The sequence below is a fragment of the Ruegeria sp. ABD4_443 genome, assembly GCF_056160865.1.
Genome location: NZ_JBSWYA010000010.1, coordinates 53,651 through 71,673, shown reverse-complemented (window position 1 = coordinate 71,673; position 18,023 = coordinate 53,651). Strand labels below are relative to the sequence as shown.

Annotated in this window: 20 protein-coding genes; 9 read left to right on the top strand and 11 right to left on the bottom strand. The window is 60.2% G+C overall.

Annotated elements, in window-relative coordinates; translation table 11 throughout:
- Positions 1-56 precede the first annotated feature (56 nt).
- Positions 57-635: a TetR/AcrR family transcriptional regulator gene (locus ACXAG8_RS16575; protein ID WP_475229292.1), complete on the top strand. Its 579-nt coding sequence runs from the start codon at positions 57-59 to the stop codon at positions 633-635.
- Between the two features lie 20 nt (positions 636-655).
- Here the strand turns inward: ACXAG8_RS16575 and lpdA are convergent, their stop codons facing one another.
- The 10 genes from lpdA to mdh form a co-directional block, all read right to left on the bottom strand.
- Positions 656-2,044 (bottom strand): dihydrolipoyl dehydrogenase, encoded by a 1,389-nt coding sequence (gene lpdA, locus ACXAG8_RS16570; protein ID WP_475229289.1) that lies wholly within the window; start codon positions 2,042-2,044, stop codon positions 656-658.
- A 66-nt stretch (positions 2,045-2,110) separates the two neighbouring features.
- The gene (locus ACXAG8_RS16565) at positions 2,111-2,380 is read right to left on the bottom strand and encodes a hypothetical protein (RefSeq protein ID WP_475229283.1); all 270 of its coding nucleotides are present in this window, start codon (positions 2,378-2,380) and stop codon (positions 2,111-2,113) included.
- Between the two features lie 2 nt (positions 2,381-2,382).
- Entirely contained in the window at positions 2,383-3,894 is a 1,512-nt protein-coding gene (odhB, locus tag ACXAG8_RS16560) for a 2-oxoglutarate dehydrogenase complex dihydrolipoyllysine-residue succinyltransferase (RefSeq protein ID WP_475229276.1), read from the bottom strand.
- Positions 3,895-3,897: 3 nt separating this feature from the next.
- Complete coding sequence (locus ACXAG8_RS16555; protein ID WP_475229269.1) at positions 3,898-6,855, bottom strand: 2-oxoglutarate dehydrogenase E1 component; 2,958 nt, start codon at positions 6,853-6,855, stop codon at positions 3,898-3,900.
- A 39-nt stretch (positions 6,856-6,894) separates the two neighbouring features.
- On the bottom strand, positions 6,895-7,593 hold the full coding sequence (locus tag ACXAG8_RS16550) for a sulfotransferase family 2 domain-containing protein (RefSeq protein WP_475229266.1): 699 nt from the start codon (positions 7,591-7,593) through the stop codon (positions 6,895-6,897).
- A 57-nt stretch (positions 7,594-7,650) separates the two neighbouring features.
- Positions 7,651-8,190 carry a DUF805 domain-containing protein gene (locus tag ACXAG8_RS16545; RefSeq protein ID WP_475229263.1) on the bottom strand — a complete coding sequence of 180 codons (540 nt, stop codon included), beginning with the start codon at positions 8,188-8,190 and terminating at the stop codon, positions 7,651-7,653.
- Complete coding sequence (locus tag ACXAG8_RS16540; protein ID WP_475229260.1) at positions 8,187-8,684, bottom strand: DUF805 domain-containing protein; 498 nt, start codon at positions 8,682-8,684, stop codon at positions 8,187-8,189. The genes ACXAG8_RS16545 and ACXAG8_RS16540 overlap by 4 nt, the downstream gene beginning before the upstream one ends.
- Positions 8,685-8,805: 121 nt before the next feature.
- Entirely contained in the window at positions 8,806-9,687 is an 882-nt protein-coding gene (gene sucD / locus ACXAG8_RS16535; protein WP_010443702.1) for a succinate--CoA ligase subunit alpha, read from the bottom strand.
- A gap of 85 nt (positions 9,688-9,772) precedes the next feature.
- Positions 9,773-10,966 (bottom strand): ADP-forming succinate--CoA ligase subunit beta, encoded by a 1,194-nt coding sequence (sucC, locus tag ACXAG8_RS16530; RefSeq protein ID WP_475229250.1) that lies wholly within the window; start codon positions 10,964-10,966, stop codon positions 9,773-9,775.
- Positions 10,967-11,271: 305 nt separating this feature from the next.
- Positions 11,272-12,234, bottom strand: a complete 963-nt coding sequence (mdh, locus tag ACXAG8_RS16525; protein ID WP_475229245.1) for a malate dehydrogenase — start codon at positions 12,232-12,234, stop codon at positions 11,272-11,274.
- Positions 12,235-12,394: 160 nt separating this feature from the next.
- Here mdh and ACXAG8_RS16520 point away from each other — a divergent pair, with 160 nt between their 5' ends.
- Positions 12,395-13,150 carry a sulfite exporter TauE/SafE family protein gene (locus tag ACXAG8_RS16520; RefSeq protein WP_475229242.1) on the top strand — a complete coding sequence of 252 codons (756 nt, stop codon included), beginning with the start codon at positions 12,395-12,397 and terminating at the stop codon, positions 13,148-13,150.
- A 3-nt stretch (positions 13,151-13,153) separates the two neighbouring features.
- Here ACXAG8_RS16520 and ACXAG8_RS16515 read toward each other — a convergent pair whose 3' ends face one another.
- A complete protein-coding gene (locus tag ACXAG8_RS16515) occupies positions 13,154-13,453 on the bottom strand; it encodes a hypothetical protein (protein ID WP_475229236.1) in 300 nt (99 codons plus the stop codon).
- Between the two features lie 169 nt (positions 13,454-13,622).
- Here ACXAG8_RS16515 and ACXAG8_RS16510 point away from each other — a divergent pair, with 169 nt between their 5' ends.
- From ACXAG8_RS16510 to ACXAG8_RS16480, 7 genes are all read left to right on the top strand, one after another.
- Positions 13,623-14,480, top strand: a complete 858-nt coding sequence (locus ACXAG8_RS16510) for an HpcH/HpaI aldolase/citrate lyase family protein (RefSeq protein WP_475229229.1) — start codon at positions 13,623-13,625, stop codon at positions 14,478-14,480.
- A gap of 7 nt (positions 14,481-14,487) precedes the next feature.
- The gene (locus ACXAG8_RS16505; protein ID WP_475229226.1) at positions 14,488-15,042 is read left to right on the top strand and encodes an NnrU family protein; all 555 of its coding nucleotides are present in this window, start codon (positions 14,488-14,490) and stop codon (positions 15,040-15,042) included.
- A 12-nt stretch (positions 15,043-15,054) separates the two neighbouring features.
- Positions 15,055-15,261 carry a DUF1737 domain-containing protein gene (locus ACXAG8_RS16500; RefSeq protein WP_475229223.1) on the top strand — a complete coding sequence of 69 codons (207 nt, stop codon included), beginning with the start codon at positions 15,055-15,057 and terminating at the stop codon, positions 15,259-15,261.
- Complete coding sequence (locus ACXAG8_RS16495) at positions 15,261-16,289, top strand: MaoC family dehydratase (protein ID WP_475229397.1); 1,029 nt, start codon at positions 15,261-15,263, stop codon at positions 16,287-16,289. Before ACXAG8_RS16500 ends, ACXAG8_RS16495 begins: the two co-directional genes overlap by 1 nt.
- Before the next feature lie 78 nt (positions 16,290-16,367).
- Complete coding sequence (locus ACXAG8_RS16490) at positions 16,368-17,033, top strand: DUF1194 domain-containing protein (RefSeq protein WP_475229216.1); 666 nt, start codon at positions 16,368-16,370, stop codon at positions 17,031-17,033.
- 215 nt (positions 17,034-17,248) lie between these two features.
- Complete coding sequence (gene sdhC, locus ACXAG8_RS16485; RefSeq protein WP_475229209.1) at positions 17,249-17,632, top strand: succinate dehydrogenase, cytochrome b556 subunit; 384 nt, start codon at positions 17,249-17,251, stop codon at positions 17,630-17,632.
- A gap of 11 nt (positions 17,633-17,643) precedes the next feature.
- Positions 17,644-18,015, top strand: a complete 372-nt coding sequence (locus tag ACXAG8_RS16480; RefSeq protein ID WP_475229206.1) for a succinate dehydrogenase, hydrophobic membrane anchor protein — start codon at positions 17,644-17,646, stop codon at positions 18,013-18,015.
- Positions 18,016-18,023 lie beyond the last annotated feature (8 nt).

The window sequence follows — 18,023 nt, the reverse complement described above, 5'->3', positions numbered from 1 at the left end:
CTGACCGTGGTCAACATTAAATTTGACCGCGGTCATAAATCATGCGAACAAGCCCCATGCAGAAGACAGTTCAAAAGCGTACGCTCAAGACCCGCGCCCGCCTGATCGAGGCGGCAGAAGGCGTTGTTGCGCAAAACGGGTACGAGGCGTTGCGGGTCGAACAAGTGGTCCAGACCGCAGGCGTGGCCAAGGGTACGTTCTTTGCGCATTTCCGCGACAAGGATGCCCTGATGGAAATCATGATGGGTCAGAGGTTGAACGCCTGTCTGGATCAGGCAGAGGCCACAACCCCGCCCGCAACCGTTTCGGCGATCATATCGGCGCTGGAACCGGTCCACGGCTTCATGATGTCCGAACGCTATGTGTTCGACCTGTTGATCCGCTATTCAGGGGCGACAGCCATTGCCGAGATCGGGCCGATTGCAACCTGTTTCGAACGGTATTTCCGGGTGGTGGTTACGTGGCTTGAAGATGCCCAGGTCCGCAAGGACGTGCCAGCCGAGATGCTGGCCGAGGGCGTGCAGGCCTTTGCCATTCAGGCCATGTCGCTGAAGTTTTGCGCCCTGCATTCAGCGACGTCTTTCACGGACAGGTTGGACGCATACCTGACCGCGTGGTTGACTCCGGCGGCTTGACCGCCGGAGCCTTTGAATAATCAGGCGTGGATCGCGCCGTCGCCGCAGGCCAGCGCGGCCTCTCGCACGGCTTCGGAATAGGTCGGGTGCGCGTGGCAGGTCAGGGCCAGGTCTTCGGCCGAGGCACCGAATTCCATCGCCACGCAAACCTCGTGGATCAGGTCGCCCGCACCGGGGCCGATGATATGGCAGCCCAAAATGCGATCGGTTTCCTTGTCGGCAAGGATCTTGACGAAACCGTCAGCGGCAAAGTTTGCCTTGGCGCGACCATTGCCCATAAAGCTGAACTTGCCGACCTTATAGGCGCGGCCCTGTTCTTTTAGCGTGGCTTCGGTTTCGCCGACATTGGCAACCTCGGGCCATGTGTAGATCACGCCGGGAATGACGCCATAGTTCACATGGCCGTGCTTGCCCGCAACCTGTTCGGCCGCGGCCATGCCTTCATCCTCGGCCTTGTGGGCCAGCATCGGGCCATCAATCACGTCGCCGATGGCATAGATGCCGGGCACGTTGGTCTGCCAATCCGCGCCAACCTTGATCTGTCCGCGCGGGCTCAGCTCGACGCCCAGGGCCTCAAGGCCCAGCCCGTCATGATAGGGTTTGCGCCCGGTCGCCACCAGCACGGTATCGGCGTCGATCACGTGTTCGCTGTCATCTTTGCGCAGCTTATAGGTGACCTTGGCCTTGGTCTTGGTCGCCTCGGTCTTTTGCACGGCGGCGCCCATGACGAATTTCAGACCCTGCTTTTTCAGGATGCGCTGGAACGTTTTCTGAACCTCGGGGTCCATCCCCGGCGTAATCGCGTCCAGGAATTCGATGACGGTAACCTCGGCGCCCAGGCGCTGATAGACCGACCCCAGTTCCAGGCCAATTACGCCCGCGCCGATAACCACCAGCTTTTTCGGAATCTTGCCCAGTTCAAGTGCGCCGGTCGACGTCACGACGACCTTTTCATCCACCTCGACACCCGGCAGCGAAGCGGATTCGGAACCGCTGGCGATGATGATGTTCTTGGCCTCGTGAACCTCGTCCCCGACCTTTACCTTGCCGGCGGCAGGGATCGAGCCCCAGCCTTTCAGCCAGTCGATCTTGTTTTTCTTGAACAGGAACTCGACACCTTTGGTGTTGGTGTCGATCACGTCCTGCTTATAGGTCAGCATCTGCTTCCAATCGACCGAGGGGCTTTTCCCCTTGAGGCCCATAGCGGCAAAATTATGCTCGGCCTCGTGCAGTTGATGCGAGGCATGCAGCAGCGCCTTGGAAGGGATGCAACCCACGTTCAGGCAAGTGCCGCCCAGCGTGTCGCGCCCTTCGACCACGGCGGTTTTCAGCCCCAGCTGCGCGCAGCGGATGGCGCAGACATAGCCGCCGGGGCCGGCGCCGATTACGATGACGTCATAGTTAGCCATTTTGTTCTCCTAAGTTGCGCGGTTTTCACCGGCAGAGAGGCGGCCCCGCAGGGCCGCAAGTAATTATCAGACAGGCGACAGCAACTTGGTCTGCACATGCGCGACACCGCCGCGTTCGTGATGCATGGCCAGCTCTTCCGAATCGAAGAAGTTCAGGGCCCGTTCCAGATCGAGAATCTCGAACAGGGCGACCGCATGGTCGGCCTGCTCAGGGTCACGCCAGATATGAAGGTCGCGAATTCCGGCCGCTTTGCGGGTCGGCTTGTCTTCGTTGAACACCTTCAACCAGACATCGAAATCCGCCACATCGGCCTGCCAAAGGACATGTGTCGCCATGGTTACAGATCCATCAGCAGACGGCGGGGATCTTCCAGCGCCTCTTTCACGCGGACCAGGAAGGTCACGGCGCCTTTGCCGTCAACGATCCGGTGGTCATAGGACAGGGCCAGGTACATCATCGGGCGGATCTTGATCTCGCCGTTGATGACCATCGGGCGGTCCTGGATCTTGTGCATGCCAAGGATACCCGATTGCGGCGGGTTCAGGATTGGCGAAGACATCAGCGATCCATAGACGCCGCCATTCGAGATGGTGAACGTACCGCCCTGCATCTCGGCCATGCTCAGCTTGCCGTCGCGGGCGCGCTTGCCCTTTTCGGCGATGGCTTTCTCGATATCGGCAAAGGACATCGCATCGGCGTCGCGGATGACCGGAACCACCAGACCCTGTGGCGTACCGGCGGCGACGCCCATATGCACGAAGTTCTTGTAGACGATGTCTGTGCCGTCGATCTCGGCGTTGACTTCGGGCACTTCTTTCAGCGCATGACAGCAGGCCTTGGTGAAGAACGACATAAAGCCCAGGCGCACGCCGTGCTTCTTCTCGAACTGGTCCTTGTACTGGTTGCGCAGGGCCATCACCTCGGTCATGTCCACCTCGTTATAGGTGGTCAGGATCGCGGCGGTGTTCTGCGCATCCTTCAGGCGCTTGGCGATGGTCTGGCGCAGGCGGGTCATACGCACGCGTTCCTCGCGCGATGCGTCCTCGGCGGCGACGGGCGCACGCGGCGCGGCGGCTGGTGCAGGTGCTGCAGCCGGTGCCGGAGCCGCCGCAGTCGCGATCGCCTTTGCCACGTCTTCTTTCATGATCCGACCATCGCGACCTGTGCCGGTGACCTGATCTGCCGACAGGCCAGCTTCGGCCATCGCCTTCTCGGCTGACGGGGCATTTGCCACGTCCTTGCCCGATGCCGCCGGGGCCGGAGCCGCCGCTGTCGCCGCTGCCGGAGCCGCAGCAGCGCCAGCCGCCGCGCCCGAGATCACCGCCAGCTTGGCCGATGCGTCAACCGTGCTGCCCTCGGGGGCTACGATTTCGGCCAGAACGCCCGCTGCTGGGGCAGGAACCTCGACCGAAACCTTGTCGGTTTCCAGCTCGCACAGCATTTCATCCTGTGCGACGGCGTCGCCAACCTGCTTGAACCAGGTCGAAACGGTTGCCTCGGTCACGGATTCACCCAGCGTCGGAACCATGACATCGACGCTGCCGCCGGATGCGGCCGGGGCGGCCTCGGCCGCTGGTGCCGGCGCAGCGGCTGGGGCCGGTGCGGCACCTTCCCCGGCTGCAATAGTGGCCAACAGCGCGTCAACGCCGACGGTTTCACCTTCGGCGGCAACGATTTCGCCCAGAACGCCAGCAGCGGGCGAGGGGACTTCGACCGTGACCTTGTCGGTCTCCAGTTCACACAGCATCTCGTCAACCGCGACGGCGTCGCCGGGTTTCTTGAACCATGTCGCAACCGTGGCTTCGGTTACCGACTCGCCAAGCGTGGGAACACGAACTTCAATGGACATCGATTATTTTCCTTCAATGCTCAGCGCTTCGTCGACCAGCGCTTCTTGTTGGGCTTTGTGTTGGCTGGCCAGACCCGTCGCGGGCGAGGCCGAGGTTGCGCGGCCGACGTAACGCGGCCGGGTATTTTTGGCGCCGATACGGGTCAGCACCCATTCGATATTGGGCTCGATAAAGGTCCAGGCGCCTTGGTTCTTGGGTTCTTCCTGGCACCACACGATCTCGGCGCCTTTGAAACGCTCAAGCTCGTTGATCAGCGAATGCGCCGGGAACGGATAGTACTGTTCGATCCGCATCAGGTAGACATCGTCGATGCCACGCGCATCCCGCTCTTCCAGCAGGTCGTAGTAGACTTTGCCCGAGCACAGAACCACGCGCTTGATCTTGGTGTCAGCCGCCAGCTTGGTGTCCGAATTGCCCTGCTGCGCATCATCCCACAGCACCCGGTGAAAGCTTGACCCGGTGGTGAAATCCTCGGCCGTGCTGACAGCCAGCTTGTGGCGCAGCAGCGATTTCGGCGTCACCAGGATCAGCGGCTTGCGGAAGGTCCGGTGCAGCTGACGGCGCAGGATGTGGAAATAGTTCGCAGGCGTCGTACAGTTCGCCACGATCCAGTTGTCCTGGCCGCACATCTGCAGGAACCGTTCCAGACGCGCCGACGAGTGTTCGGGGCCTTGCCCTTCGAACCCGTGCGGCAACAGCGTGACCAGACCGGACATGCGCAACCATTTCGATTCACCCGAGCTGATGAACTGGTCGAACATGATCTGCGCGCCATTGGCAAAATCGCCGAATTGCGCTTCCCACAGGGTCAGCGCGTTGGGTTCGGCCAGCGAGTAGCCATATTCGAACCCAAGCACCGCGTATTCGCTGAGCATCGAGTCGATGACTTCGTACTGTGCTTGCCCGGCCCGAATGTTGTTGAGCGGGTAATACCGTTCCTCGGTTTCCTGGTGGACAAAGCCCGAGTGGCGTTGGCTGAACGTGCCGCGGGTCGCGTCCTGCCCGGACAGGCGAACCGGGTAACCTTCGGTCAGCAAAGAGCCAAAGGCCAGCGCCTCGCCGGTTGCCCAGTCGAACCCGGTTCCGGTTTCGAACATCTGCTTTTTGTGGTCCAGCAAACGCCCGACTGTCTTGTGAATGGCAAGACCGTCCGGTGTATGCGTCAGCGCCGCGCCGACCTGGGCCAGGGTTTCCGGCGTGATCGCGGTTTCACCGCGCACATATTCTTCTTTGCTTTTGTCCATGTGCGACCAGCGCCCGTCCAGCCAGTCGGCCTTGTTGGGCTTGTAGTCCTTGCCGGCTTCGAACTCATCGTTCAGATGGGCCTGAAAGGCGGCTTTCATATCCTCGATCTCGCCTTCGGGGATCAGGCCGTCCTTGACCAGCCGTTCGGTATACAGCGACAGCGTGGTCTTATGCGTCTTGATCCGCTTGTACATGATCGGGTTGGTGAACATGGGCTCGTCGCCCTCGTTATGCCCGAACCGGCGATAGCAGAAGATGTCGATGACCACGTCCTTGTGGAACTTCTGCCGGAACTCGGTCGCGACCTTGGCGGCGTGAACAACCGCCTCGGGGTCGTCGCCGTTGACGTGAAAGATCGGGGCTTCGACCATCAGCGCGATATCCGTGGGATACGGGCTGGAGCGCGAGAAGTGCGGCGCGGTGGTAAAGCCGATCTGGTTATTCACCACGATATGCATGGTGCCGCCGGTCCTGTGACCGCGCAGGCCGCTCAGGCCAAAGCCCTCGGCCACGACGCCCTGACCGGCAAAGGCCGCATCACCGTGCAGCAGGATGCCCATGACCTTGGTGCGGTCAGTGTCGTTCAGCTGATCCTGCTTGGCACGAACCTTGCCCAGTACCACCGGGTTCACCGCCTCAAGGTGTGAGGGGTTCGCGGTCAGCGACAGGTGTACGCTGTTGCCGTCAAACTCACGGTCGCTGGAGGCACCGAGGTGATATTTCACGTCACCCGAACCATCCACGTCTTCTGGCTTGAAGCTGCCGCCCTGGAATTCGTTGAATATGGCGCGATAGGGCTTGCCCATCACATTGGCCAGGATGTTCAAACGGCCGCGGTGCGGCATGCCGATGACGATATCGCTCAGACCCAGGGCGCCGCCGCGTTTGATGATCTGTTCCATCGCCGGGATCAGCGCCTCGCCACCGTCGAGGCCAAAGCGCTTGGTGCCCATGTATTTGACGTGCAGGAACTTCTCGAACCCTTCCGCCTCGACCATCTTGTTCAGGATCGCCTTGCGGCCTTCCTTGGTAAAGGCGATTTCCTTGCCGTACCCTTCGATCCGTTCTTTCAGCCACGCGGCCTCTTCCGGATTCGAGATATGCATGTATTGCAGCGCAAAGGTGCCGCAATAGGTCCGTTTCACGATCTCGACGATCTGGCGCATGCTGGCCATCTGCAGGCCCAGCACGTTGTCGATAAAGATCGGCCGGTCCATGTCGGCATCGGTAAAGCCATATGTCTTGGGATCAAGCTCGGGGTGCGGCGTGACGGCACGCATGCCCAGCGGGTCCAGATCGGCCACCAGGTGACCCCGAATACGGTAGGCACGGATCAGCATCAGGGCGCGGATCGAATCCAGAACAGCGCGCTTGATCTGCTCGTCACTGACTTCGACCCCGGTTGCCGCCGCCTTGTCCTTGATCTTTTTGCCCGCAGCCTTGGCATCGGTTTCCGCCCATTGCCCGGTCAACGCCCCGGTCAGGTCATCATTGGGGGCCGGTGGCCAATCGGTTCGCGCCCAGGACGGCCCCTCGGCTTCTTTCTGAACATCGGGGGTCGCGTCCCCCAGTTGCCGGAAGAATTCGGCCCAGGCCGCATCCAGCGCCCCCGGATTCTTGGTGTACTGAGCGTAGAGCTGCTCAAGGTATTCAGCATTGTGCCCCTGCATGAAGCTCGAGGCGTGAAAAGCGGTGTTGGGCGTTTGTTCGGTCATTTTTGGACCTCAAGTCGGTGTTCGGTTGCGTTGCTGGTTTCAGTCTTGCGGGCTGTCGGGGTAATCCACGGCGTCAAATACCCACGCCATTTTTCGTCGGACCACTTCGATCGTGGCGGGATCGAAATATTCTTTGACGGGAATGCTTTTTCTGCGCTTGGCCATTGATTTCGTGTGTGGCACGTCGAAGTCATCGGTAGGAAGGCCGAAGCCTGCGAAAATTGCCGCAAGGTCGGCCATCAGGTGTTCCTTGCGTACAAATTGGTCGACAACAAGCTGCCCCTTGATCGACACGATCGCCCAGTTGTTGGTCCAGTTTTCGGACAGAATGAATTCTCTGAATTGCGCAAGCTCTGTCTTGGTGTCCTCGGACGGCAGGCCGCGGCGGGATTTCTTGAAGTGAAAATCGGACACGGCCCGGTCAAACGGATTTCGGACCGCGGCAATCTTTGAATAGGCGTCAAACGTCTTTGCCCCGAGATTCGAGCGAACCTCTCTGGCGGGCATGTGGTTGTACCAGGGGTATTTGCGCCAGAACTGCCATTTCGGCTTGGTCCGCAGAACGTCGGGCCCGCGCGCTCCGACGACGCCGTATTTCGAAACCCGCGTCTCGACCGCGTGAGTCAGTTCCAGCCCCGGCTCTTCGCACAGGGGCTGCAAAACCATTTCGGCCGAGGTTCCGGCGGTCTTGGTTGTCTTGAGGTAGACAAACCGATGTTCATGGCAGACCAGAACCATCTTATTGATCCTTTCCGTCCCAAAGGGACGTGCAATTGCAGTTTTGCCGATGCGGGGTCAAGGCGCGACCTCCTGCGGGTTGGGGCCGTATTGGTTGGCGCCCGGCTGGCCGGGGCGCGTCAGCCACCACAGCACCAAAAGCGGCGAGACAATCAGAACAATCAGCGTTGGAAGGACGACCAGCAGCGTGGCACGGGTAAACAGAATGTCCAGTGTGCCGCCGTGGAATTGGCTGGCCAAACCGATGCCAAAGACCAGAACCGCCAGCGCGCCAAGGATCAAAAGGATCGGCAGCAAGGCATAAAGCCCGCTGCGCCCTGTATCATGCATCCGCCGCCACGCGACGGCCAGATGCGGGAAGAACACAATCAGGCTGACGATGCTCTGCACCGGGCCTGTCGAGGTGGCGGTGACGGATTTGGATGTTTCTGTTTCGGTCACGGCGACCTGCGTGAAGAATTGCCAGTCGATGATCCCGGCGATGATGTTCCAGATCACGATGAACAGGAAAAAGAACCAGTATTCGGGGCGGGAAGCCCGCCCCGAGAAGGTGAAGAACTTGGAGAAACAGATGCGGATGGCGTCAGAGAAGGTCATGAAGGCAAAGCTCCGCTAGGAACTCCAAACCGATTTTCACCTGGATCGGATGCGACGATCATCATTCCAATAATACTGGAGGTAACCATCACACTTACCACCAGAGATGCCAAAAATGCTGGTAAAAGGGTCAAAAAAGCCAGAATGAGCCAGAGAATTGGCCCGCCGATAAGCAGGCTGAACCCAAGAACCAACTGATATCCGAGCCAGAAGACAACGATAGGCATGAAGGGAAAAATGGCCTGGTAACCGTCTTCACCAGTATCCTGAAGGCGTCGGCTCATCGCCGAAAGCAACAGCAGTGAAGCCATTATCACAACAAAAGGCTGTCCAATTCCCCAGCTTAGGGAAACGCGCCAATCAAGATGCAGTGCTACAGAAATAGGTAGAACAGAAGCAACAGGTGCAAACCACCAAAACTCAGCGCGCGAAGCACTGCCCGAAGAGACAAAAGCCTTACGGAAGCCTGTCGATATCGCTTGCTTTGGTCCCATTAATACCCACCCTCCCGGCGGCAACGCCGGGCAGCGCCCGACCCTCCCCCCGGGAGGGCGCTTTCAGCACCCACCCAGGGTCGGGCGCTGCCCTCAGCGCCTGTGGAGAGTCGGTCTGTCATCAGCCAATCGCTTCCAGCACAGCCTCACCCAGCTGCGCCGGGCTTTCAGCCACGACGATACCGGCCGAGCGCATGGCTTCGATCTTGTCCTCGGCACCGCCCTTGCCGCCGGCGACAATTGCGCCCGCGTGGCCCATGCGGCGGCCCGGAGGGGCTGTGCGGCCTGCGATGAAACCGGCGGTCGGCTTCTTGCGGCCCTTCTTGGCCTCATCCGCCAGGAATTGCGCGGCTTCTTCCTCGGCCGAGCCACCGATCTCACCGATCATGATGATCGATTCGGTTTCGTCATCGGCCAGGAACCATTCCAGCACGTCGATATGCTCGGTGCCTTTGATCGGGTCGCCGCCGATGCCCACGCAGGTGGACTGGCCCAGACCCACATCGGTGGTCTGTTTGACGGCCTCATAGGTCAGCGTGCCCGAACGGGACACAACGCCGACCGAGCCGCGCTTGTGGATGTGGCCGGGCATGATGCCGATCTTGCAGGCATCCGGCGTGATGACACCGGGGCAGTTCGGGCCGATCAGACGCGAGTTCGAGCCTTCCAGCGCGCGCTTCACCTTCATCATGTCCAGAACCGGGATGCCTTCGGTGATGCAGACGATCACCTCCATCTCGGCATCAATCGCTTCGAGAATCGAATCCGCGGCAAACGGCGGTGGCACATAGATCACCGAGGCATTGGCTTCGGTCACGTGCTTGGCTTCGTGGACCGAGTTGAAAACGGGCAGGTCGAGATGGGTCATCCCACCTTTGCCGGGGGTCACACCGCCGACCATCTTGGTGCCATAGGCGATGGCTTGTTCAGAGTGGAATGTGCCCTGCGAGCCGGTAAAGCCCTGACAGATCACTTTGGTATTTTCGTCGATGAGGACTGCCATTTGGCGTTCTCCTGTTTTAGGCGGGCCGCTGCCTGCCAGAATTCTTCGGGAAGGTGGGCCGAAACCCACCCTGCGGAATTTGGGATCAGCCTTTGACCGCCTTAACGATCTTCTCGGCACCGTCTTTCAGGTTGTCCGCCGCGATCACGTCCAGGCCAGAGGTGTTGATGATCTCTTTGCCCTTCTCGACATTCGTGCCTTCCAGACGCACGACCAGAGGGACCTTCAGGCCGACCTCTTTCACCGCGGCGACAACGCCCTCGGCGATGACGTCACAACGCATGATGCCGCCGAAGATGTTGACCAGAATGCCTTTGACCTGCGGGTCCGAGGTGATGATCTTGAACGCCTCGGTCACTTTCTCTTTGGTCGCGCCGCCGCCGACGTCGAGGAAGTTGGCAGGCTCGGCACCGTACAGCTTGATGATATCCATGGTGGCCATCGCCAGACCGGCACCGTTGACCATGCACCCGATCTCACCATCCAGCGCGATGTAGTTCAGGTCGTATTTCGAGGCTTCCAGTTCCTTGGGATCTTCCTCGGTCGTGTCGCGCAGTTCGGCGATGTCGGGGTGGCGGTAGACCGCGTTGCCGTCAAAGCCGACTTTGGCGTCCAATACCTTGAGGTCGCCGCTGTCGGATACGATCAGCGGGTTGATCTCCAGCATCTCCATGTCCTTCTCGACGAAGGCCTGGTACAGCTGACCCATCAGCTTGACGCATTGCTTGACCTGTGCGCCTTCCAGACCCAGCGAGAAGGCGATGCGACGGCCGTGATAGGCCTGATAGCCCGTCGCGGGATCAACCGAGAAGGACAGGATTTTCTCGGGCGTCGCGGCAGCCACTTCTTCGATGTCCATGCCGCCTTCGGTCGAGCAGACGAACGAGATGCGGCTGGTCTGGCGATCGACCAGCAGCGCCAGGTACAGTTCTCGCTCGATGCCGGAACCGGCCTCGATATAGATGCGGTTGACTTGTTTGCCTGCGGGGCCGGTCTGATGCGTGACCAGCGTGCGGCCCAGCATCTTTTTGGCTTCTTCGGCGGCTTCTTCCACCGATTTGGTCAGACGGACGCCGCCTTTTTCACCGGCGTCGGCCTCTTTGAAAGACCCCTTGCCGCGTCCACCTGCGTGGATCTGCGCCTTGACGACCCAAAGCGGCCCATCCAGTTCACCGGCTGCGGTTTTGGCTTCCTCGGCGCGCAGAACTGCGCGACCGTCGGAGACCGGAGCGCCATAGCTGCGCAAAAGAGCTTTGGCCTGATATTCGTGAATATTCATCGAAACTGTCCCGTCTGACTACGATTGAACCGTTATAGGCGTGTCTAAGGGGCAAGTTTAAAGGGTTTTTTGACGTGGAAGAGGTTTTTACCGAAGATTTTCGGTTTTTGTGATCACAGGTTTTTGGGGTGTGATCACAAAGCCAGGTGCGGGCATGTGATGATTCGACAATCAGGCCCGCGTGTCGGAAATCATGCCGATCTGGACGATAGCGCCAACAGGTCAGGGGCTGGCAGGACAAAGATGCAGAGGTCAAAAAACCGGCCCAATCCTGGGCCGGTTCGAAAATGCGCGATCTGACCGGATCAAGCCAGCGAGCTGTCGATGCCCTTGCAGGCCTCGATCAGGCCTTTGACGGCGTTGACCGAGTTGTCGAAGCCAGCCTGCTCTTCTTCGTTGAGCTTGATGTTGACGACCCGCTCGATGCCGCCTGCGCCGATCACGGTCGGAACGCCGACATACATGCCCTTCACGCCCAGTTCGCCATCGCAATAGGCGGCGCAGGGCAGAACGCGTTTCTGGTCTTTCAGATAGGCCTCGGCCATTTCGATTGCCGATGTGGCCGGTGCATAGAAGGCCGAGCCGGTTTTCAGCAGGCCAACGATCTCGGCGCCGCCGTCACGGGTGCGCTGAACGATGGCGTCCAGTTTTTCCTGCGTGGTCCAGCCCATTTCGACCAGGTCGGGCAGCGGGATACCGGCAACGGTCGAATAGCGCACCGACGGCACCATGGTGTCGCCATGGCCGCCCAGAACAAAGGCGGTGACGTCGCGCATCGAGACGTTGAATTCTTCCGAAAGGAAATGCGCAAAACGGCCCGAATCCAGAACGCCCGCCATGCCGCAGACCTTGTTGTGGGGCAGGCCCGAGAATTCGCGCAGGGCCCAGACCATCGCGTCCAGCGGGTTGGTGATGCAGATGACGAACGCGTCAGGCGCGTTGGCGGCGATACCTTCGCCAACCGATTTCATGACCTTCAGGTTGATGCCCAGCAGGTCGTCGCGGCTCATGCCCGGTTTGCGCGGCACACCGGCGGTCACGATGCAGACATCCGCGCCCGCAATATCGGCATATGACTGGGTGCCCTTCAGCTTGGCATCAAAACCTTCCGACGGGCCGGATTCGGCGATATCCAGCGCCTTGCCTTCCGGGGTGCCCTCGGCGATGTCGAACAGGACAACGTCACCAAGTTCTTTCATTGCTGCGAGGTGGGCGAGCGTGCCGCCGATTTGACCTGCGCCAATCAGCGCGATCTTGGGTCTGGCCATTTGGAATATCTCCGATGGGTGTCAAAATCGCGGTTTTGCTAGTCGCTAAATCAACGTGGCGCAAGGGTTCTGCGGCGCGGCATGCGACCGCATACCGTTTGCGTCTGCTGCGATGATTGCGCTAAAGCGCTTGCAAACAAGCCAATTCGGGACCGCCTGCATGTTCGAACTGAACCTGATGTTTTTTGCTGTGGCGATCCCTGCTGTTGTTTTTGCAGGCATTTCCAAGGGTGGTTTCGGGTCCGGCGTCGCCTTTGCGTCGTCTTCGATTCTGGCGCTGATCCTTGAGCCGGGGCAGGCGCTTGCGCTGATGTTGCCGATCCTGATGGTCATCGACCTGGCAACGCTTGGACCATATTGGAAGAAATGGAGCTGGACGGATTCACTCCTGTTGGTGCTGGGCGCGCTACCGGGCGTGGCGCTTGGCGCGTGGCTTTACCGTGCGACCGACGCCGATCTGCTGAGGTTGCTGATCGGTGGCATATCGGTCGGCTTTGTTCTTTGGCACATGGCCCAGTCGCGGGGCTGGATTCGGGGCTTTGCCAACCGCCTGCCGCCGCCCGCTGGTTTGTTTGCCGGCCTGGTTGCAGGGTTTACCAGTTTTGTCAGCCACGCCGGTGGGCCGCCGGCTGCGGTCTATCTTTTGTCCCAGCGCCTGACAAAGACCGAGTTTCAGGCCTCGACCGTGTTGGTGTTCTGGGCCATCAATGTCGCAAAGTTTGTGCCCTATGCCTATCTGGGCATGTTCACGCTGCATACGGCCTGGGCAGATGTGTTACTGGCGCCTTTTGCCATACTGGGCGCATGGCTGGGCGTCCGGGCACATTCGATCCTGTCCGAACGCCTGTTTTTCGGCATCACCTACGTTCTGCTGACCATCACCGGCAGCAAGCTGATCTGGGACGCGCTGACCTGAGTGTCAGGCATTTGGGGGCAGCGCCCCGGCCACCGCTTCATAAGCCTGCCCCGAGACCACAAGGCACATCATCCCGTCCGGCAGCGTCACGGTGATCGTCCAGGTCCCGGTTTCGTCCGAAGCGAAAAGCTCCATGACGGCGCCCTGCCGGGCAATCCCGATCCCGCGGCGCGTTTCGCCATAGGTCTCGGCCAGCCGTGTTACGACATCATCGCGCGCGGCACAGGTTCGGGCCTGAACCTGCTGTGCTGCCAGCACCGCGATCCCCAGCCCCATCGTCATCTTGAACAGCAGCTTCTGCATCTTCAATCCCCATTGGTTCAAACTGCACTCAGCCTGGCTGTGCGGGGCATAAATCCGATTAAGGCAACGCGCGTTGCGCGGTCTATGCTGCATTGCGGCGATTTTGCCCTTGAACTTTCCTGAGAAAAATGCCCCATTCTGCGCAACATTATTTCAACAAGAGGCTCCCATGGATCCGCGTCAGCGCCCTTATCGCTCCGTTCTTTATATCCCCGGCTCAAAAGATCGGGCATTGGACAAGGCCCGCACCCTGCCGGTCGACGCGATTATCTTTGACCTGGAAGATGCCGTTGCGGCGGATGAAAAGGACAATGCGCGCGAAACCCTAAAGGCGGCACTGGCCGCCGGGGGCTATGGCTCGCGCATCAGGATCGTCCGTATCAACGGGCTGGATACCGAATGGGGCCGCGCCGATGCCGAGGCCCTGCGCGAAATGGATGCTGATGTCGTCCTGCTGCCCAAAGTGAACGCGGCCGCCGATGTGGACGCGCTGGCGGCGATTACCGGCGACCTGCCAATCTGGGCGATGATGGAGACCCCCCGGGGCATGTTGAACGCAGCCGAGATTGCCGCGCACCCGCTGATGGCTGGGTTCGTGATGGGAACCAACGACTTGGCAAAGGAATTGCAGACGCGCTTTCGCGCGGACCGGCTGCCTTTGATCCCGTCGCTGGGCCTGTGCCTGCTGGCTGCCAAGGCCGAAGGTCTGATCATCGTGGACGGTGTCTATAACGCCTTCAAGGATGACGAGGGCCTGGCCGCGGAATGCGCACAGGGTCGGGACATGGGGTTTGATGGCAAGACGCTGATCCACCCGGCGCAGGTGGATATCACCAACGCCGCATTCGCCCCGTCCGAGGCCGAAGTCGATCTTGCCCGCCGTCAGATCGCCGCGTTTGAAGAGGTCGAGGCGCAGGGGCAGGGGGTTGCCGTGGTCGATGGCAAGATCGTGGAAAATCTGCACGTTGTAACTGCGCGTGAAATTCTGGCAAAAGCAGAGGCGATAGTATCTTTGGAAGCGGGGTAGGCCAGCAATGGGCTTTGTTCTTCTGATCCTTGGGGTGGCGCTGTGGTGGGCCGCGCATCTGTTCCAACGTGCAATGCCGGAACGGCGCGCAGCCATGGGCGCGGCCGGTCGGGGCGCGGTCGCCGGTGCGCTGGTCATCGCGATTTTGCTGATGATCTTCGGTTATCGCATGACCGATTTCATCCATGTCTGGGCGCCGCCGGTGTTCATGGTCCACATCAACAACCTGTTGGTGCTGATCGCGATCTGGATGATGAGCCCCGCCGGAACCAAGGGCCGGATACTGAACAAATTCCGCCACCCGATGTTGGGCGGGTTCAAATTGTGGGCCTTTGCGCATCTGCTGGTCAATGGCGACCTGGCCTCGATCATCCTGTTTGGCGGGTTGCTGGCCTGGGCTGTGGTCGAAGTGATCGTGATCAACCGCTCGGAACCCGACTGGACCCCGCCTGCGCCCGGCACCTATGGCAAGGACGCGATGTTCTTTGTCGCCTCGATCGTGCTGCTTGGCATTATCGGCTACGTGCATGGGCTTGTCGGTCCGTCGCCCTTTCCATCGTAAGGAGATGATCGCATGGCCAAACTGTACCGGCTTTTGACCGAAGAGGACACGTCGGCCTTCTGCCACAAGGTCTCGGACGCCTTGGCAAAAGGGTGGGCGTTGCATGGCGCGCCGTCCTATGCCTTTGACGCGGCCAGCGGCGTGATGCGCTGCGCGCAGGCCGTGACCAAGGATGTGGACGCGGATTATTCACCTGACATGAAACTGGGACAGCAATGATGGCAAAAACCAATCCAGGCCGATTTTTCGAGGATTATTCCATCGGGCAGATACTGCACCACGCGGTGCCGCGCACGGTGACAGATGGCGAGCGCGCGTTGTACCACGCGCTGTATCCTGCGCGCCACGCCCTGTATTCCTCGGACGAATTCGCTCGGAATTGCGGGTTGCCGAAAAGCCCGATCGACGATCTGGCGGCGTTTCACGTCGTCTTCGGCAAGACCGTTCCCGATATCTCGCTGAACGCGGTGGCCAACCTGGGATATGCCGAGGGCCGCTGGCTGATGCCGGTTTACCCTGGCGACACCCTGCGGGCCGAGTCCGAGGTGATCGGTCTCAAGCAGAATTCGAACGGCAAGACAGGCGTGGTCTGGGTCCGCACCCGCGGCTTGAATCAGCGCGACGAGGTGGTGATCGAATATGTACGCTGGGTGATGGTGCGGAAATCGGACCTTGGTGCATCGGCCCCTGAAACCGTCGTGCCCGATCTGAAGGCAGTGTTGGCGCCGGGGGACCTGGCGATTCCCGACGGTTTGGATTTTTCGGGCTACGATTTCGCGCTGGCGGGCGAGGCGCATCGCTGGGGCGATTACGTGATCGGCGAAACCATAGATCACGTCGATGGCGTGACGGTGGAAGAGGCCGAGCATATGCTGGCCACGCGCCTGTGGCAGAATACAGCCAAGGTTCATTTTGACCTGACATTCCGGCCCGATGGCCGTCTGATTTACGGGGGCCATGTGATCTCGATGGCGCGGGCGCTTTCCTTCAACGGATTGGCCAACGCACAGATGATTGTCGGCTTGAATGGCGGCGCGCATGCCAATCCCTGTTTTGCGGGTGACACGATCAAGGCCTGGTCCGAGGTGCTGGACAAGGCGGAAACGGGCGTTCCGGGTGTCGGCGCGCTGCGACTGCGGCTGGTCGCAACCAAGGGTGGCGCGCCCTTTGATCTGCGCAACGCCGAGGGGCGGTACAATCCCGACGTTCTGCTGGACCTCGATTATTGGGCGCTGATGCCGACCTGACTGGGGCGGGCAGGCGGTTGAGGGCTGCGTTGACGGTCAAGTGAACGCAGGTCCGGTTTTTCGTGATACCCTGCGACCATGAACCGGGTCTGCAACTTTGTCGCCGCCGTCTTTTGCATCGCACAGCCTGCGGGCGCCTGCGATCTTGCCCTGGCCTTGGCGGTGGATGTGTCAGGGTCGGTCGATGGCAGCGAATTCCGGGTTCAGATGGACGGCCTTGCGGCGGGTCTGCGCGATCCGGTTGTCTCTGAGGCGCTGGTGCGCGGGCAGGCCATGCTGATGCTGGTGCAATGGACCGGGTCTTCGCGTCAGACGGTGTCCATTCCCTGGACGCAAGTGGACAGCTTTGTCAAGCTTGACGGTTTTGCCGACCAGGTCGCATCCACGCCGCGGACCTGGCGCAATTTCTCGACCGCCATCGGTGAGGCACTGGAAATGACAATGGCCAGCTTTGATGCCGTAGGCCCCTGCGCGCGCCACCTGATCGACCTGTCCGGTGACGGCGTATCCAACGAAGGGGTCGAGCCGTCCTCGGTTCACGGCGCGCTGCGACGCCGCGACATAACCGTGAACGCAATCGCGATTGAGGAAAGCGAACCCGAACTGACCGCCTATTTCTTTGAGAACGTGATCGTGGGTGAGGGCGCGTTCGTGGTCTCGGCCTCGGGGTTTGAGGATTACCCCGAGAAAATCCGCCGAAAGCTGCTGCGTGAGGTGACACAGCAAACAGCAGAGGTCAGATGACCTGACCGAGGAATCGGGCTGACCCGCCCGGCGCGCTGAAAACGCTAACATTGCGGACTGCCGTCCATTTTTGTGATCACGGCATTATTTCTCGTGATCACAAAAGGGCTTTATCCGTGTTTTTGCGGCAATTTGGCCCTTTTTTGCACCTGCAGCGCGTGACAGGGTCACAAAAAACAGTAAAACCTTCGGTAGCCAACCGCAAAGGAGCCGCCATGGCCGATGTAAAACGGGGAAACCGCCCGCTATCGCCACACTTGACGATCTACCGACCGCAAATGACGTCCGCGTCGTCGATCATGGTCCGGATCACGGGAATTGCGGCGCTGATCCTGTCTGCGCTTGTCGTTTGGTGGCTGCTGGCCGCCGCAACGTCCGAAAGCGCCTTTGCCTTTATCGACACGCTGATCAGAAGCTGGCTGGGTGATCTGGTCATGTTCGGCGCCACCTGGGCCATCTTTTACCACATGCTTGGACGGTTGCGTCACGTCATCTGGGACCTGGGTTATTGCCTGGACGTTTCGGTCGCCGAGAAACTGGGCATCGGCATGTTCGTTCTGGCAACCGTCCTGACGATCATCACAGCTTTGGTGGTATAAGGAATATGGCCATGCAATACCTCACCGACCGTAAACGCGCGCAAGGGACTGGTGCCGGCCGTCAGGGCACTCATCACCACTGGGAGATGATGGTCAGCTCTACCGCTCTTGTCATTCTTGTGCCTTTGTTCGTCTTCACCTTCGGTTGCGCGCTGGGCGGCAGCTACGACGATGTTCTGGCCTATTACAGCCGTCCGTTTCCCGCCATCGTGACGGCACTGACCCTTGTCGTGGTCGTCAAACACCTGATGCGAGAAGCGCAGATGGCAATCGAGGACTATGTCCACGGGGTTGCCGAAAAGCTGGCGCTGATGGGTGTCGCGGCCTTTTCGTACACGTTGATTGCCGCCGGGCTTTTCGCCCTCGTCAAGCTCGCCCTGTAATTCGTGCG

Coding starts and splice junctions, on each gene's coding strand:
- lpdA (WP_475229289.1), bottom strand. CDS start 2,044: ATGGCTAACTATGACGTCATCGTAATCGGCGCCGGCCCCGGCGGCTAT.
- sucD (WP_010443702.1), bottom strand. CDS start 9,687: ATGGCAGTCCTCATCGACGAAAATACCAAAGTGATCTGTCAGGGCTTT.
- ACXAG8_RS16505 (WP_475229226.1), top strand. CDS start 14,488: ATGGGCTTTGTTCTTCTGATCCTTGGGGTGGCGCTGTGGTGGGCCGCG.
- ACXAG8_RS16500 (WP_475229223.1), top strand. CDS start 15,055: ATGGCCAAACTGTACCGGCTTTTGACCGAAGAGGACACGTCGGCCTTC.
- odhB (WP_475229276.1), bottom strand. CDS start 3,894: ATGTCCATTGAAGTTCGTGTTCCCACGCTTGGCGAGTCGGTAACCGAA.
- ACXAG8_RS16550 (WP_475229266.1), bottom strand. CDS start 7,593: ATGGTTCTGGTCTGCCATGAACATCGGTTTGTCTACCTCAAGACAACC.
- ACXAG8_RS16480 (WP_475229206.1), top strand. CDS start 17,644: ATGCAATACCTCACCGACCGTAAACGCGCGCAAGGGACTGGTGCCGGC.
- mdh (WP_475229245.1), bottom strand. CDS start 12,234: ATGGCCAGACCCAAGATCGCGCTGATTGGCGCAGGTCAAATCGGCGGC.
- ACXAG8_RS16545 (WP_475229263.1), bottom strand. CDS start 8,190: ATGACCTTCTCTGACGCCATCCGCATCTGTTTCTCCAAGTTCTTCACC.
- ACXAG8_RS16565 (WP_475229283.1), bottom strand. CDS start 2,380: ATGGCGACACATGTCCTTTGGCAGGCCGATGTGGCGGATTTCGATGTC.
- ACXAG8_RS16555 (WP_475229269.1), bottom strand. CDS start 6,855: ATGACCGAACAAACGCCCAACACCGCTTTTCACGCCTCGAGCTTCATG.
- sdhC (WP_475229209.1), top strand. CDS start 17,249: ATGGCCGATGTAAAACGGGGAAACCGCCCGCTATCGCCACACTTGACG.
- ACXAG8_RS16515 (WP_475229236.1), bottom strand. CDS start 13,453: ATGCAGAAGCTGCTGTTCAAGATGACGATGGGGCTGGGGATCGCGGTG.
- ACXAG8_RS16490 (WP_475229216.1), top strand. CDS start 16,368: ATGAACCGGGTCTGCAACTTTGTCGCCGCCGTCTTTTGCATCGCACAG.
- ACXAG8_RS16575 (WP_475229292.1), top strand. CDS start 57: ATGCAGAAGACAGTTCAAAAGCGTACGCTCAAGACCCGCGCCCGCCTG.
- ACXAG8_RS16510 (WP_475229229.1), top strand. CDS start 13,623: ATGGATCCGCGTCAGCGCCCTTATCGCTCCGTTCTTTATATCCCCGGC.
- ACXAG8_RS16495 (WP_475229397.1), top strand. CDS start 15,261: ATGGCAAAAACCAATCCAGGCCGATTTTTCGAGGATTATTCCATCGGG.
- ACXAG8_RS16520 (WP_475229242.1), top strand. CDS start 12,395: ATGTTCGAACTGAACCTGATGTTTTTTGCTGTGGCGATCCCTGCTGTT.
- sucC (WP_475229250.1), bottom strand. CDS start 10,966: ATGAATATTCACGAATATCAGGCCAAAGCTCTTTTGCGCAGCTATGGC.
- ACXAG8_RS16540 (WP_475229260.1), bottom strand. CDS start 8,684: ATGGGACCAAAGCAAGCGATATCGACAGGCTTCCGTAAGGCTTTTGTC.